The 24,505-nt window shown below is 50.2% G+C and carries 20 protein-coding genes; 2 read left to right on the top strand and 18 right to left on the bottom strand.

Annotation, left to right across the window (positions count from 1 at the left end; genetic code table 11):
* Nucleotides 1–90 precede the first annotated feature (90 nt).
* The 18 genes from NF78_RS25455 to NF78_RS25370 form a co-directional block, all read right to left on the bottom strand.
* Nucleotides 91–1,026, bottom strand: coding sequence for a beta-1,6-N-acetylglucosaminyltransferase (locus tag NF78_RS25455; RefSeq protein ID WP_035992822.1), 936 nt, complete (start codon nt 1,024–1,026; stop codon nt 91–93).
* 21 nt (nt 1,027–1,047) lie between these two features.
* Nucleotides 1,048–2,016, bottom strand: coding sequence for a glycosyltransferase family 2 protein (locus NF78_RS25450; RefSeq protein ID WP_197064964.1), 969 nt, complete (start codon nt 2,014–2,016; stop codon nt 1,048–1,050).
* A 62-nt stretch (nt 2,017–2,078) separates the two neighbouring features.
* Nucleotides 2,079–3,293, bottom strand: coding sequence for a glycosyltransferase family 4 protein (locus NF78_RS25445; RefSeq protein ID WP_035992816.1), 1,215 nt, complete (start codon nt 3,291–3,293; stop codon nt 2,079–2,081).
* A gap of 52 nt (nt 3,294–3,345) precedes the next feature.
* Nucleotides 3,346–4,299, bottom strand: a complete 954-nt coding sequence (locus NF78_RS25440) for a hypothetical protein (protein ID WP_035992814.1) — start codon at nt 4,297–4,299, stop codon at nt 3,346–3,348.
* Nucleotides 4,300–4,391: 92 nt separating this feature from the next.
* Complete coding sequence (locus NF78_RS25435; RefSeq protein WP_035992812.1) at nt 4,392–5,648, bottom strand: glycosyltransferase; 1,257 nt, start codon at nt 5,646–5,648, stop codon at nt 4,392–4,394.
* 18 nt (nt 5,649–5,666) lie between these two features.
* Nucleotides 5,667–6,794 (bottom strand): glycosyltransferase, encoded by a 1,128-nt coding sequence (locus tag NF78_RS25430; RefSeq protein WP_052050950.1) that lies wholly within the window; start codon nt 6,792–6,794, stop codon nt 5,667–5,669.
* 15 nt (nt 6,795–6,809) lie between these two features.
* On the bottom strand, nt 6,810–7,907 hold the full coding sequence (locus NF78_RS25425) for a glycosyltransferase family A protein (RefSeq protein ID WP_035992808.1): 1,098 nt from the start codon (nt 7,905–7,907) through the stop codon (nt 6,810–6,812).
* 8 nt (nt 7,908–7,915) lie between these two features.
* Complete coding sequence (locus NF78_RS25420) at nt 7,916–9,160, bottom strand: glycosyltransferase family 4 protein (protein ID WP_035992805.1); 1,245 nt, start codon at nt 9,158–9,160, stop codon at nt 7,916–7,918.
* Nucleotides 9,161–9,164: 4 nt separating this feature from the next.
* Entirely contained in the window at nt 9,165–10,127 is a 963-nt protein-coding gene (locus tag NF78_RS25415; protein ID WP_052050949.1) for a glycosyltransferase family 2 protein, read from the bottom strand.
* A gap of 79 nt (nt 10,128–10,206) precedes the next feature.
* A complete protein-coding gene (locus NF78_RS25410) occupies nt 10,207–11,325 on the bottom strand; it encodes a polysaccharide pyruvyl transferase family protein (RefSeq protein ID WP_072016253.1) in 1,119 nt (372 codons plus the stop codon).
* A gap of 27 nt (nt 11,326–11,352) precedes the next feature.
* Entirely contained in the window at nt 11,353–12,210 is an 858-nt protein-coding gene (locus NF78_RS25405; RefSeq protein WP_035994116.1) for an FAD-binding protein, read from the bottom strand.
* A 58-nt stretch (nt 12,211–12,268) separates the two neighbouring features.
* On the bottom strand, nt 12,269–13,552 hold the full coding sequence (locus tag NF78_RS25400) for an ABC transporter ATP-binding protein (protein ID WP_035992802.1): 1,284 nt from the start codon (nt 13,550–13,552) through the stop codon (nt 12,269–12,271).
* Entirely contained in the window at nt 13,552–14,478 is a 927-nt protein-coding gene (locus NF78_RS25395; RefSeq protein WP_081972939.1) for an ABC transporter permease, read from the bottom strand. Before NF78_RS25395 ends, NF78_RS25400 begins: the two co-directional genes overlap by 1 nt.
* Before the next feature lie 108 nt (nt 14,479–14,586).
* On the bottom strand, nt 14,587–15,540 hold the full coding sequence (locus NF78_RS25390; RefSeq protein ID WP_035992799.1) for a GDP-mannose 4,6-dehydratase: 954 nt from the start codon (nt 15,538–15,540) through the stop codon (nt 14,587–14,589).
* A 157-nt stretch (nt 15,541–15,697) separates the two neighbouring features.
* On the bottom strand, nt 15,698–16,771 hold the full coding sequence (gmd, locus tag NF78_RS25385) for a GDP-mannose 4,6-dehydratase (protein WP_035992798.1): 1,074 nt from the start codon (nt 16,769–16,771) through the stop codon (nt 15,698–15,700).
* 46 nt (nt 16,772–16,817) lie between these two features.
* A complete protein-coding gene (gene hepC, locus NF78_RS32010; RefSeq protein WP_412768543.1) occupies nt 16,818–17,669 on the bottom strand; it encodes a heterocyst development glycosyltransferase HepC in 852 nt (283 codons plus the stop codon).
* Nucleotides 17,670–17,806: 137 nt separating this feature from the next.
* On the bottom strand, nt 17,807–20,017 hold the full coding sequence (locus NF78_RS25375) for a GumC family protein (RefSeq protein ID WP_052050946.1): 2,211 nt from the start codon (nt 20,015–20,017) through the stop codon (nt 17,807–17,809).
* Nucleotides 20,018–20,019: 2 nt separating this feature from the next.
* Nucleotides 20,020–21,153, bottom strand: coding sequence for a glycosyltransferase (locus NF78_RS25370; protein ID WP_052050945.1), 1,134 nt, complete (start codon nt 21,151–21,153; stop codon nt 20,020–20,022).
* 595 nt (nt 21,154–21,748) lie between these two features.
* Here NF78_RS25370 and NF78_RS25365 point away from each other — a divergent pair.
* Nucleotides 21,749–22,918 (top strand): SLBB domain-containing protein, encoded by a 1,170-nt coding sequence (locus tag NF78_RS25365; RefSeq protein ID WP_081972935.1) that lies wholly within the window; start codon nt 21,749–21,751, stop codon nt 22,916–22,918.
* A 382-nt stretch (nt 22,919–23,300) separates the two neighbouring features.
* Nucleotides 23,301–24,500 carry a glycosyltransferase family 2 protein gene (locus NF78_RS25360; protein ID WP_052050943.1) on the top strand — a complete coding sequence of 400 codons (1,200 nt, stop codon included), beginning with the start codon at nt 23,301–23,303 and terminating at the stop codon, nt 24,498–24,500.
* Nucleotides 24,501–24,505 lie beyond the last annotated feature (5 nt).

The following is a 24,505-nucleotide window of genomic DNA, read 5'->3' as shown; positions in this document are numbered from 1 at the left end:
CCGAGAGGAAACGCTCCCAACCGACCAAATTCACTAACTCTTCACATGCAGGTCTTGGCCCAAAGCCTGTGCGGCCTGGCGGTCTGACCATCATGGACGGTTGACCAAGCAGTAATCGTCGAGCCGGTCCAGAATGGCGGCATCGACGGTGGTGTCGAACTTGCGGGCAAAAAACTTGCCAGAGTGAATTAGGGCATCAAAATCGTCGCGTTGCAGAATGGCTGGATAGGGTGGGCGCCAGGCAATGTAGCGGAGGTTGTCGTTGCACAGGTTGAGGTCAGGGTTGTTGACCAGAATGGTTTGAAAAAACGATTCATCGGGCACCATCGTATGGCGGTAGTGTTCTACCAGGTCGGGTCGGGTCTGAACGGTGCGGTGAATGTATTCGACACAGCGACGATTGAGGGTGTGCCACTGCGAACCCGCGTAGCAGCGGAAGGAACTTGAAAATGGAGTAGTGCGCCGCCGCAGGGCGATCTTGGCCCCAAAACGGCCACCCTTTAGTCGTAGCCAGGGATTCCAGTTAATGGGGCGGTAAAGCTTACGAAATAGCCATTTGCACCGGGGGGGCGCAGTGTAGTAGCGAAACCAGTAGCGCTCAAGGCTGAGGCGATGATCCCAGTTCCATTGCGTCTCAGGCGGAGATTCGGCAGGAAAGTGTTCTATAAACCCGTCATAGGTGGTCTGGCTTAAACATTGCTCCAGTTTTGCCAAAGGCTGAAGTGGGTAGTCCTGTCCCGAGAGCAGCACCAGCCAGTCAAACTCAACGGCCTTTTCCTGCAACCACGCCAGGCACCGCAGCTCTAGCTCGACCACAGACCAGTCCCCCCACTTTACGCTGAGCGGTATGGGGTAAATCATTACCCTGGGGTCGTCGGCAAACGTGCCAGTGGTAAGGGCGGGCCTGGAGCCATCGTGGTGTACAAGTACCCTGGCATCGGAGGAACTGTGCAGCAAGCTCTTGGCCAACCGCGCTACTTGAGTGGGATTGGTATGGGAGGCAATTAGATAAAGAATCTTAGGCATCGTGCTATTTGCCGGGCAGCTTCAAACTCGATTCAATAGAGGAGACGGCATAAAGCTCAGCACCAAGGCAGCAGCGGTGCGTGGATTCAAATTTTGCCGTAGCGCTTGCCAGAAATAGGGGCGAGCCTGGCGAGCTTTGCCGTCGCGCAGCAGACCAATACCCAGGGTGGTCTTGCCGATCGCCAACTGCTGTCTGAAATAGGGCCACAGTTCCTGAAGCTGATGATCGGCCAGGTAGCGCTCGTAGCAGTACACCCGCGAGAATCCAGAGTTGATTTTGGTGGAGTTGTTTTTCCGGTTGGTGAGGGCGGTAATATTTTGGTCATGAACGCGATACTGAGTTAGGTATTCGGGGCAGTAGTAGGCTCCATGGCCCTGGCGGCAGACCAGATAACCCAAAAAGTAGTCCCAGTGGCGGCCCATGCCCTGGACACCAGCGGTGCTCAACTCCTGCCAATCAACGACATCTTTGCGGATGACTGCCGCTGCTGCACAGGAGACTGCTCGATCGACCAGGGCCAGTTTCCAAAACGGCTGGTAAGTGCCTTCGGGAAGTTGGGCACGCTGCCAACGCTGGCTGTTTTGTTGAGTAGCTACCAGGTCTACCTGGCCATCGGCGTCAATGATGGCGTGGTCACAAAACGCCACCGATAGGTTTGGATTAGCCTCTAGGGGCGGCACCAGTTTGGCTAAGAAATCAGGAGTCCAGCGATCGTCATCGTTGAGGCTGGCCACGTACTTGCCGTTTGCCGCCTTAAAGCCATTGGTGATGTTCAGGGTGATGCCGAGATTTTTTGAATTTTGCAAAAACCGAATCCGAGGGTCATTGAAGGACTCAACCAAGTCTTTAGGGCTGCTGGGGCTGCAATCGTCGGTGACGACAATTTCGATATTGGTGTAGGTTTGGCCCAGGGCGCTGGCGATCGCATCTCGCAGGTAGTCGCTGCGGTTATAGGTTGGAATCACAACGCTGACCAGGGGAGTTGACATAGGGTTGGGATCTAGCATGGCCGAATGGATCAACGGTAGTGGGTAAACAGGCGGGCGTAGCATCAAAGCAGCAGGCGACGCGGACGAGGGGGACTTTTCTGCCGGACTGCGATCGCACGTTCATAGCTAGCTTCCTGAAGCTGGGCAATGCGATCGCCACTGTACTCGTCCAGTACGTTTTGTCGAGCCTGGCAACCCAGCTGCTGCCGCAGCTCTGAATTTTCCAGTAGTTCGAGAATGGCGGCGGCGATCGCGTCCGGTCGTTCTGGTGGCACCAGTCGTCCTACTCGATCGCTGGTAAGAATTTCGGCCATTCCCCCGGCGCGACTGCCGATTACCCCGCGCCCGGCAGCCATGGCCTCCAGGCAGACCAGGCCAAAGCTCTCCCACCGGCTAGGAAAGATGCAAATATCGGTATCGGCCAGGTAGTCTGGAATTTCGGCGGCTGGTACCTGCCCAGTAAACTCTACGGCCTCTAAATAGGGAGCTAGTTTTTGGGTTAAAAACTGCTGCATGTCCTGATGGGGCACTGGCGATAGGCCATTGCGCCCGATGAAGCGAAATCGGGTTCCAGGCACCTGTTCTAAAACCGCTGGAATGGCTTCGGCCAGATCAGTTACTCCTTTCTTGATATCTAAGCGCCCGATGAAGGTAACTCGTTGGGTTGACGTTTCGATGGGAATGTCGAGCAATCGTGGGTTCGGGGTAAAAGGCAGCGGAAATTGATGAACCTTTTCAGGGTCAAGGCCCCACCGCTGCATCAGGTCTTTGCCCAGGGCCCAGGAGGGGGCCGCAACTTCATCGGCGTCGAGGGTGTGGGTGCGTTCTAAATCCCGGAAGGGGTGAATGCCGCGTCTGAGGGCACCAAGACGAGTACGAAGCTGGCCTAACAAGTTGGGTCGACCTTCGTAGGCGGCAATCAGTTCGCTGGGAGTGTGGAGTTTGACCACCAGGGGCAGTTTGGGCACAGCCTGGGCGATCGCAGCGGCATCGGCTCCGTACTCTGGACCCTCCATGACGTCAAAGTTGACGGCGCGGTGGCGCTCCAGGAACACGGGCACCACGGCCCGGATAAAGTCAACTTTTTGGTTGACTTGAATGCGGTGAATACTTATGTCGCCGTCCGGCAGGGAGCCTGTGCGAGTGCGGCTGCCGGCAAACACTTCAACCTGATGGCCTCGCTGGGCCAGGATGGTTGCAGCCTGCTGGACGTAGGTGGCGATGCCCCCGTAGGCTGTGTCGGGTGGGTACTCAAAGCTGATTAGAGCGATTTTCATGGGAAGGATTTGGGAGTGCTAGATGCTAACCCACAGCACAAAACTGGCACACTCACTCGATAAAACCACGTGACTCAAGAAAAGCATCGAGCTTTTTGTTTAAAATCTCTGGGTTTCGTTCGGCTGCAAACGCTTCGTAATAGCTTTTTGACCTGGCTTCAAGCTCATCGACAGGAATTGAGAAGCACTTTTGGAGTGATTGGTAAATGCGATCGAAGTCTAGGTGGAGGAAAGCACTGCTCATGGCTTCACTAAAGCTGTCGGGGGCTTTACCTATTGGTACACAGCGGGCATAGGCACATTCTCGATATTTCATAAACTCCAGCCCACATCGTGAGGGGCTAACAAACATAAACCGATAGTTGGATAGAAGGTCAATATACGCTTCGCCAATCACTTGATGCTTTAGATTTTCTCCTATGTCAGCATAGCCGGGGTGTTCTAGAAAGGTTACTTTAGACCATAGCAGGGGGTTGAGCTTAACCCGCCTGCGAAATCGACAGCGATAGGGATAGATACTTCCAATAGAGCCTGAAAAAATAACCTTTTTACGTCGATGCTTAAAATTTGAGCTGGAGCTATAGCTATCGACAAAAGGATAGGGAATGAAGACCATCTTGTCTTCTGGGATTGAATCTTGGAGGGTTTTGACGATTTCAGCGGGCAAATATTTGGTTAAGAATGTGACATTTGGCATATTCTTAACCCGAAACAGCATTTTGTAATACCAGTGATCCTTACATTTCGACTCGTAAGGATCGGCGATGGTCAACATAAAGGGTGTGGTCTTATGTTGGCTAATATAGTTTTCTAAGAACTCGCACTCAGCCTCGGTAATGCGACAATCTATAATATTTAATTTATCTGTGTGCCGATCTAAATGATCGATGGTGTCACAGTCCCAGGTCATATCAGAGGCGTACTTGAGACCTGTAGCCCGAGTAATGAGTTTTGAAGAGTCAAACTGAAGGGGAACGATATATATTTTATGCTCAATCAGTTTCATTGTTAACCTCTGACAATAGACATATAGGTAATGGAAGAAGCAAAATTTTTATCTGCACTTTTACTGCCTAGTATGGCTTCCGTTTCCAGGGCTTAACAACGTAATGTTCTGGTGTTTTGAGCTAGGGCTTTTTTGAATATTTCATCAATGCTTTTAGCTCGGTGACCTAAAGTATGTTCGTTCAGAGTTCGTCTTTGTCCCGATTCGGCGATGGCTTGCCTGTGCTTGGGATGTTGCAACAGCCAATTGACTTTTTCAACGCATTCATCAGCCGACTTATAGGTTACGACTTCATGATCAGGTTCAAATAATAGCTTTATATTGTCTTTATGGTCAGTAACCAGGCAGGTTCCAACGCCCGTAGCTTCGAACAACCGCAGATTTGATGCTGATCTGGGTGACGCATCAATATGCTTGTTAAAGGTAAGTTTAGAGGACTGTAGAACCTCAAACATGGACAAGCCATACACGGGCTGCTTAAGATAGGGTTTCAGTTTAGGATTAACCCGACGGCGAGGCTTTGAGGGCAACTGAGATACTTTCTTGAAAATTGGTAAACTCTCAGCTACGGTGGCTATGCCAGGAGCCTTTTTTAGCCAAGTGTGGACATCATACAGGCTGGATTTGGCGGCGAGTTTCGCTAGATCGGTGAGGGTTTCTTTGTGGTTGGTAATAGGTGAATAAATTTCAATATTGACAAACTCTACAATCCTTTCAAGGATATAATCTCTTTCTAGGTGAAAAGTATTGTTGCGATTTATATTGCCCACAAATGAAAAGTCAATGGTGGGCGTGACGGAAGAATTTAGTTTGTTCAGAAGCCGGTTGTCGAATGCATGATTTACATGCCGTCCGCAGCATCCAGCTTGATTGAATTTTTCAACCAGTTCAGGAATGCAGGAAAGAACAAGATCACAGGCTTTAAAGATGGAACTATCTTTCCATGGAACTCCACACCAGGCGGCCACTAGCTTAATGGATGGACACTTCTCTTTTATTTCATTAATCCATTCGGCAGAAAATCTAGAGGTGTCAGCGAGAAACAGAATATCTGGCTTCTCATGCACAATTTGGGCTTCTACAATATCTATCAACCAATGATCTTGCTTGAAGGCATATTGGTGATCATTTACCCACTTCCTTTGAAGCTGATCAATGTTGACAAAAGCTTCAGTTACCTCATAACCTAGCGGTTCAAAGGCTGCTTTCCAGTTGGGAGGGTAGCCAAACCAATTTTCACTGATAATTTGCTGTTGTTCACTCCACGTTTTGCTGATCAGGTTTGGATGCTGATCAAGAATTTGTAGCCAGTGCTGCCAAAATGGAATGGAAATTCTAAAAATTTTCATAGTACTTAATTAATATAATTAATCACAGGGATGGTTGAAGGTATGTTGGTAAACCTCCAAAGTCATCTGAGCGATCGCATTCCAGTTCCATCGATCGGCCTGTTTGCGGTTGTAGGCACCCATGGCGGCGAGGCTAGCACTGGCATCCAAAGCTTTTTGGATGGCTTCCTTTAAACCTTCAGGGTTTTTAGAGTCGTACAGGAAAGCTCCCCTAGAATTTTCTAATGTTTCTGCCATACAACCGAGGCGAGGGGCAATGCAGGCCCGACCGTAGGACATGGCTAGGATTACAGCTCCAGAGGTCAGAATATTTTTGTAGGGGAAGGCCACAACATCGGCAGCATTCATATAGAGCTGAATCTTGTCGTTGGGTACGTACTCTGGAATAAAAGTAGTGCTTGGCAATTGGCTGAGCCGCTGGCGAATGTGCTCTGCTTCTCCGGGGTAGGGTTTGCCGACTACCAGCAGGTGTAGTCTGGAGTCGCCTAAGGCTTCAACGGCGTTGATCAAGTCGTAGATGCCTTTGTTGGGGCGAATAATGCCCATAAACAAAAGCGTTACGGCATCTGGAGCAATGCCCAACTGAGAGCGGGCTGCCTGGGCACTAGTGGTGTTGGGGTAGCAATCTATATAATTGCCGTGGGGGATCACATAAACTTTCTCAGGGTTCTTTAGCTTAAAGTCCAAAATAATTTGTTCTTTAGCAGCTTCGCAGTGGGCAATAATTGCATCAGCGGTTTTGACCACAAAGCTACTGACTAACCGATCCAGGACAGGATTAGACCCACTGTGACTAGTCAGGTTGTGAGCTGTCCATACTAGTTTGCTCCCCTGTAGCTTTAGCAGAGATATTTTATTGATAAAGGATAAACACCGGATTGTGGAAGTAAAACGGTTACGACTTTTGTAGTAAGGGTGCAACCAGTCAAGGTGAATGATGTCGATTTTGTTGTTGTTTCTAAGTTGTGCTAGAAGTAAATAGTTTAAGTTTTCCCTCAGGCAATGGATCCCTTTACCTTCCAAACCTCTAATCAAATTTTCTTGATAAGGGTTTTCGGCAAATTGAGGCGGTTTGCCAACGGTGAAGGAGAGCTCCTTGATGTTCAAGCTTTGGTCCCCAGTTTTGAGTGTCTTTTGGTGCAACATGGGATTGCTTTTCACTTACCTGGTGGCCTGAGTGCTAGGGGTTGTATCCTCAGTTGAGGAGAGTTTCAGTGGCAATGGTGGCCATTGAAGCTGATTATTCTGAATAAGCTGCTTAGCTAATACATTTTTCGTTAGGCAGGACTGCCGTGATGACAGGCCGAGACGTTTTAGTAAGGCTTGTAAATAATGTAGGGGAAATGCTTGGGTCGCCTGCAAAAGGGCATCCAGAGCATTTGCTATATTAGTCGCTTGATGTATTTGGTTGTAAAGGGCAAACTCGTAATCGCGGGATAAAAATGACAGCGTCAGTGTTGGATCGAGGGCAGGACCGAATGAACTAGCTTCGGAACCCTGCTGAATCTGGCAAAGGTTGGCCTTTGCAATCTCAAAAATACGTCTATTGTTGCCTACTGAATGAGGCGACTGCGTGGCCTGCCCTTCATATTTACGCCATGCGGTAAGGGTTTCCGGAATAAATAGAGTATCTGTGTGCATGGTGAGACGCATGGTCCAGTCGTAGTCACCGGCTGAGCCGACCTGGGTGGAGAATGGCCCAACTTGTGAGATCAGGCTGCGCCGCAGCACCAGGGAGGTCATGGTGCGATAGATAGTGCGATAGACACAGTGCATTAAAAACTCAAACAGCGCCGCCCGCCGGTGAGCATAGTTGCTAGCGTCGAGGTAGATAGGCATCTCAGACGCAATAATATCGGTGTAGGTGCGGGTGATTTGGTCATATTCATTGATGTAGTCAAACTTAAAATGACAGGCATCAATGTCGGGGCAATGATCTAACGCGCGGGTAGTTTTGCTTACCAGCTGCGGATAGCAAAGGTCATCACTGGTGAGAAAATAGAAATATTCGGTGTTGACCTGCTCTAGGCAATAGTTCCAGTCGGCATACATGCCCTGGCGTTTGCCGCGCAGCAGGGTAAAGCGGGGGTCGTTGGCAAACTGCTGCATGTATTCCCAGCTGCCGTCGGTAGAGTAGCCATCAACAAAGACACAGCGCCAAGCCTGACAATCTTGGACTAGCATGCTGTTAATGCAGGCGGGCAAAAAATCTATCTTATTAAGGTTGGGTATACAGAAGGTAAATTGGGCTTTAGTCATAAAAATAGCTACCCTACACAGCTCAAAGCAACTTTTTCCTCAAGAATTTCGGCAAATAACTTCTTGTACTTATCAGCCTGAGTCTGAAGCGAATACTCGTTGACAGCAATCGAGCGGCAGTTCAGTTTCATTTGAGCTAGCATTTCATCGTCTTCGAGAATCTGAATAATGCCATTGCATAGATCAGTAACATCTTCCGGATGAGCCAAATAGCCAGTGACTCCTGGGCGAACCATATCAGGTACACCTCCAACATCAAAAGAAATTAAGGGTGTGCCGCAAGCCATACTCTCTTGCAAAACCAAGGGCAGGTTGTCAGCCCTAGTGGGAAATACAAATAGGTCAGCGGCAGAATAAGCTATAGTCTTATCGGTTTCAGATGTTAAATAACCAAGATTAATATGCTGAATGCTGAGATTTTCAAGCTCGGTGCCCTCTGAATTTCCGATGGTTAGCAGTACCAGATTTGGCTTTAGAGTTTCAGGCAAAGCCTGCAAAGCTCGAAGCAGAAGATCTCCTCCCTTGCGAGTTTCAGAAAAATTGGCCGCTGCGAACATCAAGACTTTTTTCTCTGCGGGTATTCCCAGTTTTTCTCGGCATTCTCGAGTACCTAAAGGTGTAAATTTATCTGTATCTAAACCGTAGGGAATGAGATGTAAAGGTAAATGGCCCAGGATGCTTTTCTTTGCCTGTTGAGCTAACCAAGTACTTGGTGCCACAATTGTCAAATTAGAGTGATTATAAATCCAGCTTTTTAGCTTCCACTCTAATCTGCTACTGTCTTTATCAATAGCAGGATAAGTATCAAGGTAAGGACAGTTCCCGCAGCCTAACTGCCATTTTTGACAGTCATAGCTATAGGAGCAATGTCCCGTAAAACCCCACATGTCGTGAAGAGTAAGTACCGCAGGCTTTTTAGCTGTTAGCTGTGGTATTGCTAAATAGTTAAGAGAGCCAGAATGAAGGTTGTGGAAGTTGAGGATGTCAGCCTCTCTAAAGTACCGATGCTGCGGTATGAAAAAACTGCCAACGTTATGAACATGATTCAACCCCCAAATGCTAGACACACGACGGACCTGATTAGCTAATCTATATTTTCGCGGAACGATATCGACTGTTTCCTCCTGTGTCTTTTTAATGCCCACTAACATGCGAGAGTGAACTCCGCTATTGAGCAAACCCTGGTGAAGGCGAAATCCTGCGATGGCAGCTCCTCCCGCAATATCTGACTGATTAATAATTAATGCTTTCATAATGCTAGTTAGGAGTGCTATCGTTAGCTAAAAATAGATTCCTTATGCGCTTTTTATAGTGAATATTTTTGTCAGTTAATAGCTGAAACTCTTGGTAATTGATTATCCGTCTAATCAAAGACCTGAAAATTACTGTCTGAGCAAAAATCTTGTTTTCACGCTGCATAAACATTTTTGGCAAAACCTCTATCAGCATGAAACCTAAGAAAGCCTGCGGGGAAATTTTTCCCTTGTACGTATTAATCCACTGAAGAGATATTTTATAGTCACTTATTTTAGACACCTTATTTGCCTCTAGGGAATTGCCCCAAAGAGTTAGAGGCTCGTCAACGAATAAAAAATCTGCTCCGGCTAGATCTAGTCTTAAACAAAAGTCCCAGTCCTGATGCTTCTTAAGATCATCACAAAATCTTACTTTCTTAGCAAGCTGGGACGACAGCATTAATGTGCTCGACTGCATATCGCCTCGTTCTGAGACTAGAAAAGCTTTTAAAGAAACATCTGGCCTTTTCGCAAATAAGTAATCTGCTACAGATACCTCAGGATCTTTAGAAAAGACAGGCATAATATGGCCAGAAAAAGTGTTTTGCATAGACCTTTGGGTATATGACAAGGTCTCAAGTGGCTTTTTGCTCTTTAAAATTTTTCCTATCTGAATCTCAAGCTTTTTAGGTAGCCAGATGTCATCTGAGTCTAGAAAAGCGATGAAGTCACCTTTGGCCATATCGATACCTGAGTTTCTAGCCGCACCACCTCCCATATTTTTGCTGTGTTTTTTATAGAAAAAATTTGGATATTTAACTTGTCCAACTACTTCCTCTGTTTGATCAGAAGAGTTATCGTCAACGACAATAATTTCATAGTTTTTATATGACTGAGCCAAAACGCTCTGAATAGCTTTATTCAGAAAATAGGCGCGATTAAATGTAGGAATGACAACACTAATTAGAGGCTCTTGATTCATCATAATTTTACCTTGCAAAAGCTTCCATGCCTTGAGATAACTATCTAAAGTGTTGTTAAATCCGCTATTTCTATATTCAGCCCTAGCTTTTTAAAGCATTTATTAAGAAAAGAGAAGAGTCGCTTATTTCTTCAGCAAGAATACGATTGACATTTCCATAATCAATCGGCTCAGCTTGTTTGCCTAGAGTGTTTAGTTCGACATTTTCTAAAAGTCTATGGTTCAAGCCGATACGGCCGAGTAAATCCGGTGTTTTGTTTCGCTTTGTCTCTCTCGCTAAGCTGGTGAATTCTTTCTGAAATTTAATTGAGAAGATTGTTCCATGATAAAGATTGGTGACTACATAAGATGCCTGATTAAAGTAGTTAAGCCACTCCCTAGGACTAACATGCATTAAATACTTTTGAGCTGTTTTATACGGATCATGGTGAGGCTCGCCAATAGCAATTATGGTAAGTCCCTTTTTCTTGGCAAGATCTTTGATAAATTGGCTCTCTTCTTTTTTTAGGCTATGGTCAATGTATAAGAGTAAATAGGGACTTTTACTGATTGGTCTAGAATCAAGGAATTCGTCAAACCCAATCAAAAATGTTGGGTCAAGAACTTTCTCGACTTCTTTAAACTCTGAATGAACTAATTGAAAGCTGTTGCTATCTCTAACTGAAACAGCGTCAAACTGTTTGATCAGGGAATAAATAGTTTCGGCATGCTCGCGCAGGTCGGCAGTGGGGCCAAAACTTGCGGCGTAGCTTATTTTTTTAATGCCAATGCCTTTTTTAAAGAAATCAAGGAAATAAGCTTTGTCAAACCCTCGGATAGAGTCGATGCACCATATTTGATCGCTCCCACAAATAACAGCATTATATTTACTTGCCTCTAGAGCTGCCCTGAGAGCGCTTCCAGTATGAATTTTTCTTGGAGAGCTTATTTTTAGGTTTTTATTTAAAAAAGCCTTCATGCTTATGTATTTTTTAAAGCCTGGAATCAAATTTCCTGTGAAATTTTTTAGAGCCTTTTTCTTTGATTTTGTGTTAAGCGGATAAATAATTTTGCTTCGATAGTAATCAGCAGCACTTTTAGGTTGATAATCTATTATCTCAGCATCATGCCCTTGCTTCTTGAGAAAGCTATAGAGAGCATAGGTTTGCATTGTTGCACCATAGTTAGTCGTATGGTGAAAAGTTAAAATTCCTATTTTCATCTTTCGACATTTCCTGACAAAGAACTTTTAGTCAACCAAAATAATTTCAAGTTTTGCTTTTTTCTTTTTGACCAGATGAAGTATCTTTGCAAGAACTATAAGCAAATAAATATAGATGTAATTGCTAGACTTATTGCTAATCCAGTTACTTGTTTTTTTCGAAAACCTAGCTTCACCAATCCTCAACCCTTTAATAGACTCTAAAATTTTCGGATCTGCTGAACTAAAAACTGATCCACAGTTGGGAATTGCATTGTCCTGATTTTCTTTAGACCACTTACACCTTTCCAGTATAGGATTTCCTTCAAATTGATGTTTTGGAAACTTAAATTCTACGCCTAATATTAGCTGGCTTTGAATGCCCGTAAAAATAGTTTCTCTATAGCCTTTTACCACCTCAGATTTCTTAAGGATTTTAATCCGATTTTCTTTATGGTCAAAGACTTCAAGATGCTCCACAAAATCATATATTGTTCGATTAAAATGCTTGCCACGTCCTGCGTTCATTGCAAGCGCACCGCCAATCGTTGCGGGTACAGACGAAAGATAGTAAAAAGCATCTAGTGTTTCACTGAAGCAAATTTTCAGTATATCTATCGCTAAAACTGATGATGATGCTCGAATTATTGAATGGGTATCAGTCTTTGATACTACTTTTATCTCCTTCTCTAAATTATTTTTAAGTACTAGGGTCTTAATTTTGCTCCCACAAAAAAATGTATTTGATCCATTTCCTAAAATATAAACTTTGAGATTGTTTTCATCTGCATAAGATAATATTTCCTTAAATTCTTCTACAGATTTAAACTCAGAATAGTGCTCAAATTTGTGATTTGTTCTATAGAAAGATAGGTTCTTGCTTGTTAGAAATTCTATATTTCTCATTTCGTAATTCATCTCCTAAAGATTATTAGGACAGATAAAACTAATTCCTTGTTAGCTTTTAACTTGAATGCTGCCATTCTCTAGGCTGATAATATAAGCATCGATCCATAATTGATTCACTTTTAACTGAAAAAGAGAATCCTTCAAGGGTATCAAGTCTACAGAGATTTCCTTCCTTTATGAAAATATCCACTAGATAAGTTCCTACTCGAAGTCCAAGGCTAGGCATGAAAATCTTCACTTTTCCATGGCCTGGTTTGAAATGAAATGTTTTTCCATCTTGAGTGCTGTTTAAATACAGCACTGCTTCACCGCCTTCTGCCATCCCTTTTATGATTGCTGCTACAGTTACATTATCTAGGGTTCTCTTTGCGTCAAATTCAATGCAAAAATATGTTGAATGACCTGTTTTTGGTGAGTTGATTCGATCCCCTAGCTCATCTTCAAAAAACACATCTGAAATATTCAAGTTGGGGTTTTCTTCTGAATAGTTACTCCTTGTAGAGAGGGTTTTTTCTGCGGATTCTTTGTCTTTAATGAATAAATCTTCCTCGTATTTTTTCATGACTGAAGTGGAATCCCCAAAGTCTATTAGGTTGCCTCTTCTTAGATAGGCTGAAGATTCACAGACTGTGAGAATTGAGTTAGAGTTATGGCTGACTAAGATAAAAGTTACATCTTTCTTCCTTAAATCATTTAACTGTCGAAAGCATTTTGCTCGGAACCGGCTATCGCCTACAGCCAAGACTTCATCAATCAACAATATGTCTGGTTCAGTGAAGACTGCACAAGCGAAGCCTAATCGAGCCTGCATCCCAGAGCTATAGCTTCTTACTGGTGAATCAATCGCATCTGGTATTTCTGCAAACGCCACTACATCATCAAAGCGGTCATCAATTTCTGCTTTGCTGAGGCCCAAAATCGACATATTGGCGTAAATATTTTCTCGCCCCGTCAACACCGGGTTAAACCCAGCCCCCAAGGCAATCAGCGGGGCCACCCGGCCTCTTACCGTCACCGACCCCACATCGGGCTTAATCAACCCCGCAATAACGCGCAGCAGCGTCGACTTGCCGCTGCCATTTTTGCCCACCAGGCCCAGCGCCTCGCCCCGGCGCAGCTCAAAACTCACATCTTGCAGCGCCCAAAACTCCTTTTTGCGCAGCCTGTCATTTTTGTCGCCCCGCAGGCCCAACACCTCACTAGAGATGTCTTGCATGCCATAAAACAGCGCTGACTTAAAATCTCGACAAAACTTCTTCGACACCCCCTGCACCGAGAGCACCACATCAGAGTCTTTAGGTGCAGTCATCGCTTGTGTATTTGCAGCTACTAAAGTCATTACGAGCTAAACCTCTCAATTGCATAGGGCATCGCCAACCGATATACCAGCCACGCCACCGGCAAAGTCATAAACACGATCGCACTCATCAGCCAAAACCCCTGGGGGTCAGAGATCGTGCCCACCGTCATCAGCTCGCGCGTCGTCACCAGCAGCGGCGTCACCGGGTTAACCTGCACCAAAAAGCCAAACAGCCCATCACTCTGCGGCGGCGGATACACCACCGGAGTCAAAAACAGCCAGGTGCCCAGCAGCAGCTGCATCCCCTTTTGAAAGTCTTGATACAGCGCACTCATGGGGGCCAAAAACATCCCCATAACGGTTCCCAACAGCACCAGGTGCAGCAGCGCCACCGGGGCCAGAACCAGGCTCAGCGGCACCGGCAGCCTAAACCAGGCAAACATGCCCGCCACCAGCAAAAGCTTGAAGGCAAAATTGAACAACACCTGCCCCGTCGCCGCCAAAATCAGCGCCTCGCGCGGAAACTGAATTTTAGACAGCATCATGCGGGCCAAGGTGACCTTTTGCATCGGCAGCATCACCGCCTCGCTAAATGTCTGCCACAGGGCCGTGCTCAGCAGCACGTAGGCCGGGTACGGAATATCCGTTTCCCCCACATTGATTACCTCCGCACTGGCGGCAAAGGCAAACCCTGCCGAGGCAATAATCGGCGGAATAATTGCCCAGGCCACCCCCAAAAACGACTCCCGATACTGGGCGCTAATGTCGCGCTTCATCAGCTGCCAGGCCAGTTCGCGGGAGGCCAACAAGTCGGCCCCCATGCGACGAAACAGCTGTAGGGGTCGCCGCATTTCGCTAGCGGGCCGATACACCTGCACGATCGCAGGCCGGGCCGGGCGTTTGGGCACCCGCAGTCGATTTTGCGGCTCTGGGGTGGGCGGACTGGGGGATACAGGGCTAACCATAGGTCTTTTCAATAGTTGGTTAATACTTCTCAATGTTGGGGGACTGATCCGTATATTTTCGGAGCTGATAGCAAGCTTCATCGAAATTTGAAACAGCAAACGCCAGCCCTACTGCCCCTGGGCAGACACCATTTGCTGCACCACATTGGGCATGGTAGACCGCGCCACCCACCCCAACCGCTGCTTAGCCCTGTTGGGGTTACCCTGGCTGTGGGCAATGTCTGCCGGTCTATACAGGCTCTGATCAATAACGACGTGGGCTTGCCAGTCCAGGTTCAGGGTGGCAAATGCCTGAGCGACAAAATCTTGCAGGGCAAAAGCCTGGCCGGTCGCAATCACGTAGTCATCGGGCTGCTCCTGCTGAAGCATGAGGTACATGGCTTCAACGTATTCGGGGGCCCAGCCCCAGTCCCGGCAAATGGTGGTGTTACCCAGGTGCAGCATCTCGCGGCTACCTGCGGCAATGCGCCTGGCCGTCGCGATAATCTTTTGGGTGACAAACCGCTGGGGCCGCAGGGGTGACTCATGGTTAAACAAAATGCCCGATGCCGCAAAAATGCCGTAGGCTTCGCGGTAGTTGGCCACTTCCCAAAAGGCCGTGGCCTTGGCCACCCCGTAGGGACTGCGAGGCCGAAAGGGAGTGGTTTCGTCGGCGGGTGCGCCCTGGGTATCGCCAAAGCACTCGCTGGAGCCAGCGTTGTAAAGCTTAATCGGTTTGGCTAAAAACCGAATCGCCTCCAGCAGGTTTAGGGTACCGGTGGCAATGCTCTCCAGGGTTTCGACCGGCAGCTCAAAGGATAGCCCTACTGAGCTTTGCCCCGCCAGGTTGTAGACCTCGTCGGGGTCTACTTTGGTGAGCACCTGCAGCACACTGCGAAAGTCGGTTAGCGCCATTGATTCCAGCTTTACTCGGTCGTAGATGCCCAGGCGCTTTAGATTGCCAAACGCCGACATCTGGGCATCCCGAGAGGTGCCACAAACGGTATACCCCTTGTTGAGCAGCAGGTTGGCCAGGTAGGCTCCGTCCTGTCCAGATACGCCGCAAATCAAAGCTTTTTTCATAGCTAGTGCCTTATGAGCATGAATCTGAGTAGGGGCAAACGGCCCTTTGCCCCTACAAGAGGCGTTGAAGTGTTGATTCGTGTACCGTAAGCGGTGCATTGCGGCCCAAGGGCAAGCCTCTAAGGGTTTGCTCAAACTCTTGGGCCGCGAGTGTACTCTATATCAACGATGCTCCAACCATCTGACGAACGATCGCGTTTTCTAGCGCTAGCACTGGCTGCTGGCCATTGGGGTGTGACTGCCCCACCGCTCGAATATCGGCGTCGACCATCAGCTTCACCAGCTCCTCAAAGGTAACTGAGGGTTCCCAGCCCAGCTTTGTTTTTGCCTTGGTAGGGTCGCCAATTAGCAGGTCAACCTCGGCGGGGCGCAGGTAGCGCTCGTCAAAGGCGACATAGTCGTGCCAGTCGAGATTGACGTAGCCAAAGGCAATGTCGAGAAATTCCTTGATGGAGTGAGTTTCCCCCGTGGCAATCACATAGTCATCGGGCTGGTCTTGTTGCAGCATGAGCCACATAGCCCGCACGTAGTCTTTGGCGTAGCCCCAGTCGCGCTTGGCGTCGAGGTTGCCCATGTAGAGCTTTTTCTGGGTGCCAGCCAGAATACGGGCCAGGGCGCGGGTGATTTTGCGGGTGACGAAGGTTTCGCCGCGCCGGGGCGACTCGTGGTTGAACAAAATACCGTTGCAGGCAAACAGGCCGTAGGACTCACGGTAATTAATGGTCTGCCAGTGGCCGTAAACCTTAGCGCAGGCGTAGGGGCTGCGAGGGTAAAACGGGGTGGTTTCGCTCTGGGGTACTGCCTGCACCAGGCCAAACATTTCGGAGGAACCAGCCTGATAAAAGCGCACCTGATTGCCGGTGCGGCTCTGGTAGTCGCGGATAGCCTCCAGCAGGCGCAGGGTGCCCATGCCCACCGCATCCACAGTGTACTCCGGCGAGTCAAAGCTCACCCGCACGTGGGACTGGGCCCCCAGGTTGTAAATTTCCTGGGGCTGCACCGCTTCCAGGATGCGCCGCAGGGTGGTGCCATCGGTGAGGTCGCCGTAGTGAAGAAAGAGTTTGGCCTCTTCCTGGTGGGGGTCTTCGTAAATATGGTCAATGCGATCGGTATTAAACGTTGAGGTGCGGCGGATGATGCCGTGGACTTCGTAGCCTTTTTCTAGCAGTAGTTCACTTAGATAGGAGCCATCCTGGCCAGTGATTCCGGTAACCAGAGCACGCTTAGACATAGAATTTCCTTAGTAAGAGTTAAGAAATTACGTGTAAAAGAGACGGCTAGTTGCCCTCTTGGCCTGTCAACATTTGCACTACGGCCAGTAGACCGGTCTGGCTGTCGCGCCAGAGGGTCCAGTTTTTTAGGTAGGCCACCTCCTGCTGACAAATAGCTCGAATGTCTAAAGTTGGTATGTTGAGTCCCAGGGGTCTGGGGCCAACGGTACCAGGCAGAGCGTTCAGGCAAAACTGAAACTCGGGAGGGACTTTGATGGCCTCCTCTACAATCCAGGGTTTGGTACCGATCAGCGCCATCTCGCCGCGCACCACATTGACCAGGCGCGGCAACCGATCGAGGCGAGAGAGCTCCAGCCACTGACCAAGACGCGTTTTTTGACCGGTAAGAAGAGACTCCCGGCGAAATTGCGCCATTCGAAATACGCGCCCCCGCTGGCCAATACACCAGTGGCGATTGCAGGCTGGACCGCCGTCTTGCAGCATCAGGCCGCTCGCAAACACCAGCATCAAAGGGCTCAATAGCACTAACAGGACCAGCCCAACCAAACGTTCCACGAGGCATTTGGTCCGCCAGGCCCACACGTTTTTTTTGTTCGGTAGGGTGCGTGTCGTTGGCAGCCGCAGGTATAGGGGTTTGCCAGCTTTTTCACAGGCCTCTGCCCAAAAATTAATTACCTCACTGCCCAGGTTTGGATCAATGACAACGGCCATTGTTTTGGAGCGCTCCAGACACAGCTGGAACCATTTGGGATGGGCCAGGGCGGGCAAGGCTATTTGGCGAGTAGAGGTGGCTGGGGGCAACACCCAAAGCTTCCCCTGGCGCCATAGCAAGCGACAAAGGGTGTGATTGCTGACAGCACTGGGCAAGGTTTGAGGCTGGAGCGTTAAATTCGACATTGGGGGGCGAATGGTGGAGTCAATCATAGGATTTTGCTGATCACTCAGCTTTTGATACAACGGGGGCATTAAAGCCTATAGCCTGATAAACCTAAGCAGACTAGACCTCGGGGTAGATTGCCCTGAAAAACCTCAACTTAAGACCTGGATTCAGCTGGCAGGCGCTGACCATTAGCCGGAGGCAGTGGGTCATAGATATATCGGTTGGGCGACTGTCGAGCACCGTTGGCAATTAATCCCATCACGTTGAGATGGGTCAGGAGAACCATCGCTTCGGTCAGTTGGGACTGGGTAATGCGATCGAGCCGTGTGACCAGCACAGTACTGTCGCACACACCGCCTACTTTGAGGGCATCGGCCATACCCAGCAGGGGGGGGGTGTCTACCAGAACCAGGTCATACCGCTCTTTCGCTCGTTTGAGTAGCTGTTTAAACCGGGGTGAACTGAGTAGAGAGATCGGATCTTCAGGAACAGGGCCAGCTGCTAACACATCGAAAAACACATGGCCAAAATCTAGTCGATGCGGGCGGTTTTGGGCGGCTTCTCCGAGCAACAAGCTCGATAAGCCCTGGTCTTGGGCCAGGCCAAGACCCGTTTGAATGCCCGATCGCCTTAGGTCAGCATCAATGATCAAAACCCGCTGACCCATGCGGGCCAGACTAAAGGCTAGCCCTAGCGCTAAAGTGGTTTTGCCCTCCCCTGGTAAGGCAGAGGTAATGGCGATCGCTTGAGAGAGGTGGCTTTTCTGAAGCAGCTGCAGGTTGTTGGCAATCAGATCGAGGGAGTCTCGAAACTGAGGCCAAATAACGGTTTTCATCAGCTCTGAATCGGCCAGTTCAGGATGCAGGCCGCCTTCAGCTTCAGCCCGCCGCAGGGCTGGCAGGGCTGAGGAACGGCGGGGCAGTATGCCCAGCAGAGGGAGCGGCACCTGTTTTTGGAGTTCGTCTGAGGTGCGTACTCGCTTGTCAATACTCTCGGCCAAAAAGGCCAGGGCACCGCCTGCAAACAGGCCTGCCACAATGCCCAGGGCCAGAGGACGCACCGGATCAGGGCCAATTCTTCGACCCAGCTGTGGGGGTTCCACGACCTCCCAGGAAAACCCACCCCGGGCCAGTTCGGCGCTGAGCTGTTCCCGCTGAATCAGCAGTTCTTGCAGCGTACTGCGCTCGGTGTCTACGGCAGGTTGCAGTCGGTCATATTCGGCCATCAGGCTTGGGTAGCGGTTGATCTCCTCTCGCAAAACGCTTTCTAAGCTGTTCAGGGTTTCCATACGAGCCTCCAGGCTTTGGAGCGTGACGTCGGCATCTACGATGCGGCTGACCAGTCCAAAGTCAATTCCTCCTAGCTGGAGGTAGGACAGCAGGGTGGGGTCAAGCTGGGTGACGTTTTGGCGGCTGATGGCACTAATCTCAGTTCGCAGCTGGGCCAGTTGATTTTCGCGCTGCTGTTGGAGCACTTGCACATTGGGATCTTGATCCGTAAACAAAATTCGGCGATCGGCCAGGGCCAAGTCGGTTGTTTGCAGCGCATCGAGCAAGGTTTGAATGCGCGGCGATTGACTCAGCCGAGCCGCCAACAGCCCCGTTTGCGGAGAGAGCCTGATCTGCTGTTCCAGGGTGATGTACTGCTGTTCCAGACCACTCAGCTCAACCAGGAGCTGCTGTTGTTGATTTTGTACCTGATTTAGTGACTCTACGACAGTGAGTGCCTGAGAGCTGGGATCAATCAGGTTCTGGCTAATGCGAAACTGCTCCAGAGCCGCTTGTGAGTCTTGAAGGTTTTGCCGGGTGTTGGAGAGGCGAGCATTGACGTTGTCAAGGCCACGGCTGAGCCGTTGAGCCTGCTGGTTCTGGTTGTATTCCAGATAAATATCTTGCAAAGCGGCCAACACTCTTTGCGGTTTTGCAGGATCGCTGGCCGTGTAGCTAGCCTGAAAAATACGGGTGCCAGTTCTACCTTCTGCCAATCGATTCAGCGAAAACCCTGCCCGGAGTTCATCAACGGTAATCTCAGGATAATCAGTTCGTAAAACATTGACCGCCTCCTGCAAAAACTGGCCGCTACGCATCAGTGCTAGCTGAGTAGCATAGTCAGCATCTCTGGGGTCCTGATCGGCAAAGCTCGATAGGTCAGAGCTGTTCAGCTCTTGCTGATAGTTAGGCTCGACCAAAAGTTGCATGTTGCTACGGTAGATGGGATCTTGCCGCAGGGAGACAAAAACTGCGCCAGCTGTGGCTAGGCCCAGGGTTGTAATAATCCAGGGCCAGCGGCGCAGCAGAATTTGAAACAGCTGGCCGTAGCCAAACTCCTGCTCAGTTGTCGTCGGGAGGGTAGATGTCGATACCATGGTTATGTCTGCGCTAAGGGTTCACAACGGAGGCCGAGCTCAGCGGCCATGGGTGCTCCAACGGTAAGGTTCAGAAACTCATCCAGTTTGCGAAAGAAAGCGGCCTGGGTGAAGTTGTCGATCGCGTGCTGGTGAATGCGCCGGTAGTCCCACTCATAGGTTTGAGCTTCGAGCAGGGCATTCTGTACCGAGTCGGGGGTTTGGCGGTTGAAAAAGACCCCTGTCACCCCCGGTATCTGGGTATCGAGCACCCCCCCCGCTCCGTAGGACACCACCGGAGTGCCGCTGAAGTTGGCCTCGATGGGGACCAGGCCATAATCCTCCAGAGCTGCCACGATTACCATGCGGGCCTGGGCAAACAGGCGGGTGCGCTCCTCGTCGCTGACATGGCCAATAAAGGTGATATTGTCCAGGGCCAACGCCTCCAGTCGCTCTCGCTCAGGGCCATCGCCCATGATGATCAGGGGCCAGCCCAGCCAGTTGAATGCTTCAACGATTATGTCTACGCGCTTGTAGCTGAGTAACCGGCAAGAAACGAGGTAAAAATTACTTTTCTTTTCGGAAAATTTAAATTGGCCACCGTCGATCGGGTAGTTGATGAAGGAGGCCGGGCGGTTGTAGATACATTGAATGCGCTCTGCCACAGTGCTGGAGTTGGCCACGTAGACATCGGGCTCGCTGGCGTAGTGCAGATCGAGCCGCCGCATCTGGTGGAAGATGGGCTCTAGCAGCGGCGACAGCATCTGATACTCTTTGTAGCCGCGCAGGTAGGTCTGGGTATCCCACAAAAAGCGAGTGATATTGTGGCAAAAACAGATGTGCAGGGCATCTGCGCGGGTGCGCACGGCTTTGGCAAAGCTGGTGGTGCTGCTAAACACCAGGTCGTAGTCGTCTAGCTCCAGCAGCCGAAAGGCCGGAAAATAGAGCGGCGCAAACATGCGAAAGTGTCGACTGGCACCAGGGATGGCTTGGAGGGCTGTAGTTTTGACAATGCGATCGCGCAGGTCAATGGTGCGCTCGGGGTCGTAGAGGGACGTAAAAATGTCGGCCTCTGGAAACCGCTGACACAGCAGTTCAAACACCCGTTCGGCACCACCTCGCTGGGTGAGGTAGTCATGAACCAGCGCAATTTTCATGAGAGCGCTTTCTCCTAAGCAGGTTTGGGGCTTTGTGCAATCGGGTAGAAGCACCTGCTTGTTTGGAGGGAGAATGCGGGGGCCACCTTACGGCAGCTCTCGATTCAGTTGGTCAAAAGAGGCAACAGCCATCTATAGCTCAATTAGATAGGTAGGAGCCGTTGGCGTTGTTGCCCTAAGACGGAAAGGGAGTCTGGAGGTTCCCTGAGAAAACGACCTGTTTATTAGCATGGACTAGTAGCCCAAGGTATTTAATTTACAGTACCTGAGAAGAAATACTAGGTTGCCGACTCTAATCAGGGAAGTTTATCCGTGAATATGAGGATTAGATTTACAGGTAGTTAAAGATTTTGCCCAAAGCTCCGGCAATACGCGGATATTCTGTCCGGTACGCGGGAGACTGACCCGGCCCAGGTCGTTGTTTGAGACCGGTTGCCCTGTGGGTGGAACAACGTAATGCGTAGCCATGTCATAGGCTCAGCAGCGGTGCTTAACCCACAGACCCGGTTGGAAAGCTTCCGGATGATGGCCCAGGCCACCTGTTAATGGCTAACAGCGGCCCGGGAAGTATTGACCACTATATAAACTCATAACCATGGCACTACGTCAGTCACTGATTGGGCCAGCCAAACTTGTTGGGGGTGTGCTGGCCGGGCTTGCGATCGCAATACCAGGATCCGTCCACGCCCAGTCGATGCAGGAGTCAATTCTCTCTCAACCTCGCCCGGCTTCCCCGGGGGCCGGGTCGATGGCCAGTCCGGGTAGCTCGCTGCCACTGCGCTCTGTAGGCAATACTTTGCCGACAACATTTAGCGGGGCTTCGGCCTATCGAGTGGGCGTAGGAGATGTGATCAGGCTGACTATATTTGGCACCGAGGAGTACGGCGGCGAGTTCATTATTTTGCAGGACGGCACCATCAACCTGCCTCGGGTAGGCCCTGTATTTGTCCAGGGGCTCACGTTTTCTGAAACAGAAACGGCTGTGGGGGCCGCCGTTTCCCGGTTCATTCGGCAGCCCATTGTCACCCTTTCTCCCGTCACGCTAAGACCCGTGCGGGTGGCTATTTCTGGAGAAGTGCGCCGCCCTGGGGCCTACACAGTACAGCGCCCCCAGGACGACGTACGCAGCAACAATTCTTTTGATGCTCGCTTTCCGACCCTGACCGAGGCCATTGCCCAGGCGGGGGGGATTACGGCCGATGCCGATATCGGCGAAGTCATGCTGCGCCGAGTTGTGGGCCCCAACCAAAAGCAGGTAAGTACGTACAACCTTTGGGATCTGATCCAATCTGGGGATCTCAGCAGAGATGTTCTCCTTCAGGGGGGAGATGAGATCTTTATTCCCACAGCTGTGGCCATCACGCCTCAGCAGGCCAGTGACCTGGCCGATGCCAACTTTGCCCCCGATACGATCAGTATCTTTGTTGCGGGGGAGGTGAATAGTCCGGGACGGCTTCAGGTGCCCTTGAACACCTCCCTCAATGAAGTACTGCTTAATGCCGGTGGTTTCAATCCCAGGAGAGCCAACATTAACACGGTAGATCTGGTTCGACTCGCCCCCGACGGGACCGCGCAGAAACAGCAGATTGCTGTAGATTTCACTAGAAATGTAAACGATGCCAATAACCCTATCCTGCGCGATCGCGACGTGATTATTGTCGATCGCTCTGGGTTAGCGGTCTTTGGGGATACGACCAATACACTTCTCAGCCCGTTCACCAGCATCATAAACAGTATTTTTGGTTTCCGACGGTTGTTTGAGTAGGACGTGTCATCAATTCCAGCGACGGGGAATAAATTCATTCCAGATGAATTCATTCCAACGGCAGATACTTTGGGTTGGGTTGTAAACGTAGGTTGTCTGCATGCGATCGCTGGACCGTCCATGGACTACCGCTAGGTAGGGGACTGGGCCAGGTTCCGGTGGCAGGAAAGCAGGAGCAAGTTCGACCAAGCGCCAATGCTGCTGGGGTTAGCTGCGGGCACCCAACAGTACTACCACTACCCTTCGATATAAAAAAATCAGCTACCTACACCTCATCCTTACGTCTTGACTAGAAACGTGTAATTGGTATGAAGTTAGCGCATTATCTGGGAGACCTCTAGAGCGCAGGGAAAAATGTAGAAGGTTATTTTGCAATGAGGCTATGGTTAACCCCAATCTCCCTTTTCGTGATCGAGGCAAAGCTACGGGGTTTCCGCTGGTCTCAGTCATCGTCCCGGCCTACAATGCCGAGCGATTCATCGGTCGGACCCTGGAGTCGGTGCTGACTCAGACTTATCAAAACTTTGAGGTGCTGGTGGTCGACGACGGCTCCCACGACCACACCGCCGCCATTGTCCGGCAGTACATGGCTCGGGATGGGCGCATCCAGCTCTGGCAGCAGCCAAACTCCGGTGTGGCCGCCGCCCGCAACCTGGCGATCGCAAAGTCGAAGGGAGAGTTGATTGCCCCCCTGGATGCCGACGACATCTGGTATCCGCTCAACCTGGAAAAGCAGGTTGAGTGTCTGGTCAATAGCAGCCCCAGGGTGGGGTTGACCTACGCCTGGTCGATTGACATTGACGCGGAGAACCAGCCCACGGGTGCGTTTCGAGCGGCCCCCATTGAAGGGTTGGTCTATCCGACCCTGCTGCTCCATGACTTCATTGCCAATGCCAGTTCGGTGCTAATTCGGCGCAGTTGTCTCCATCGGGTAGGGAACTACAACGTTCAGCTGAGGGCACAGGCGGGTCAGGGCCGCGAAGACTGGGATCTCTACCTGCGCATGGCCGAACAGTACGAGTTTCGGGTCGTGCCCGATTTTTTGGTGGGGTATCGCAAGCTACCCGACAGCATGTCTCGCGACTATTCCTCCATGGCCCGATCCAACGAGATCATCTGGCAGGCGATCCGGGAAAAATATCCCAACATGCCCCAGATCCTCTACCGGCTGTCGACCAGCAGTTTCTACATGAACCTGGCCCATCAGTCCTATTCGCCGGAGGACCCGGAACTGGCGTTGTTTTGGATTAAAAGGGCCTTCCAGAAAGACTGGCTAACGCCGATGCTCAGAACGATCTCCTACAGAGCCCTGCTTAGCTACTGGGGACAGAGCTTCAGCCCTGTGCCCAGCCTCTCCGCTCTATCCCAGTCGGGTCGGAGTGTTGGCCTGCAGGCGGAGCCCTGGGCTCCACCGCTGGGGTATCGCGGCGCGGGGGGTCGTGGTGTCGTTGCGGCGCGACCGCCCCAGAGCAGCACCCTCAAAACCGTCGCCGAGCGGCTCATCCACCGGGTGATTTCGTCGGTGTTTAGAAACCCCGTTGCCTGGGAAGCCAAACCCGGTGATCGCCGTCACCTGTCCTAAAGCTC

Origin of the sequence: Leptolyngbya sp. KIOST-1 (genome assembly GCF_000763385.1) — a bacterium.
GTDB lineage: Bacteria > Cyanobacteriota > Cyanobacteriia > Phormidesmidales > Phormidesmidaceae > Nodosilinea.
This window is presented reverse-complemented; position numbering and strand designations above follow the sequence as displayed.

Excerpts from the sequence above, each read along its gene's own strand:
- NF78_RS25365 (WP_081972935.1), top strand. The coding sequence starts at position 21,749 with ATGGCACTACGTCAGTCACTGATTGGGCCAGCCAAACTTGTTGGGGGT.
- hepC (WP_412768543.1), bottom strand. The coding sequence starts at position 17,669 with ATGTCGAATTTAACGCTCCAGCCTCAAACCTTGCCCAGTGCTGTCAGC.
- NF78_RS25445 (WP_035992816.1), bottom strand. The coding sequence starts at position 3,293 with ATGAAAATCGCTCTAATCAGCTTTGAGTACCCACCCGACACAGCCTAC.
- NF78_RS25375 (WP_052050946.1), bottom strand. The coding sequence starts at position 20,017 with ATGGTATCGACATCTACCCTCCCGACGACAACTGAGCAGGAGTTTGGC.
- NF78_RS25450 (WP_197064964.1), bottom strand. The coding sequence starts at position 2,016 with ATGTCAACTCCCCTGGTCAGCGTTGTGATTCCAACCTATAACCGCAGC.
- NF78_RS25455 (WP_035992822.1), bottom strand. The coding sequence starts at position 1,026 with ATGCCTAAGATTCTTTATCTAATTGCCTCCCATACCAATCCCACTCAA.
- NF78_RS25420 (WP_035992805.1), bottom strand. The coding sequence starts at position 9,160 with ATGAAAGCATTAATTATTAATCAGTCAGATATTGCGGGAGGAGCTGCC.
- NF78_RS25415 (WP_052050949.1), bottom strand. The coding sequence starts at position 10,127 with ATGATGAATCAAGAGCCTCTAATTAGTGTTGTCATTCCTACATTTAAT.
- NF78_RS25410 (WP_072016253.1), bottom strand. The coding sequence starts at position 11,325 with ATGAAAATAGGAATTTTAACTTTTCACCATACGACTAACTATGGTGCA.
- NF78_RS25400 (WP_035992802.1), bottom strand. The coding sequence starts at position 13,552 with ATGACTTTAGTAGCTGCAAATACACAAGCGATGACTGCACCTAAAGAC.
- NF78_RS25435 (WP_035992812.1), bottom strand. The coding sequence starts at position 5,648 with ATGAAAATTTTTAGAATTTCCATTCCATTTTGGCAGCACTGGCTACAA.
- NF78_RS25395 (WP_081972939.1), bottom strand. The coding sequence starts at position 14,478 with ATGGTTAGCCCTGTATCCCCCAGTCCGCCCACCCCAGAGCCGCAAAAT.
- NF78_RS25390 (WP_035992799.1), bottom strand. The coding sequence starts at position 15,540 with ATGAAAAAAGCTTTGATTTGCGGCGTATCTGGACAGGACGGAGCCTAC.
- NF78_RS25360 (WP_052050943.1), top strand. The coding sequence starts at position 23,301 with ATGGTTAACCCCAATCTCCCTTTTCGTGATCGAGGCAAAGCTACGGGG.
- NF78_RS25430 (WP_052050950.1), bottom strand. The coding sequence starts at position 6,794 with ATGTTGCACCAAAAGACACTCAAAACTGGGGACCAAAGCTTGAACATC.
- NF78_RS25370 (WP_052050945.1), bottom strand. The coding sequence starts at position 21,153 with ATGAAAATTGCGCTGGTTCATGACTACCTCACCCAGCGAGGTGGTGCC.
- NF78_RS25425 (WP_035992808.1), bottom strand. The coding sequence starts at position 7,907 with ATGACTAAAGCCCAATTTACCTTCTGTATACCCAACCTTAATAAGATA.
- NF78_RS25405 (WP_035994116.1), bottom strand. The coding sequence starts at position 12,210 with ATGAGAAATATAGAATTTCTAACAAGCAAGAACCTATCTTTCTATAGA.
- gmd (WP_035992798.1), bottom strand. The coding sequence starts at position 16,771 with ATGTCTAAGCGTGCTCTGGTTACCGGAATCACTGGCCAGGATGGCTCC.
- NF78_RS25440 (WP_035992814.1), bottom strand. The coding sequence starts at position 4,299 with ATGAAACTGATTGAGCATAAAATATATATCGTTCCCCTTCAGTTTGAC.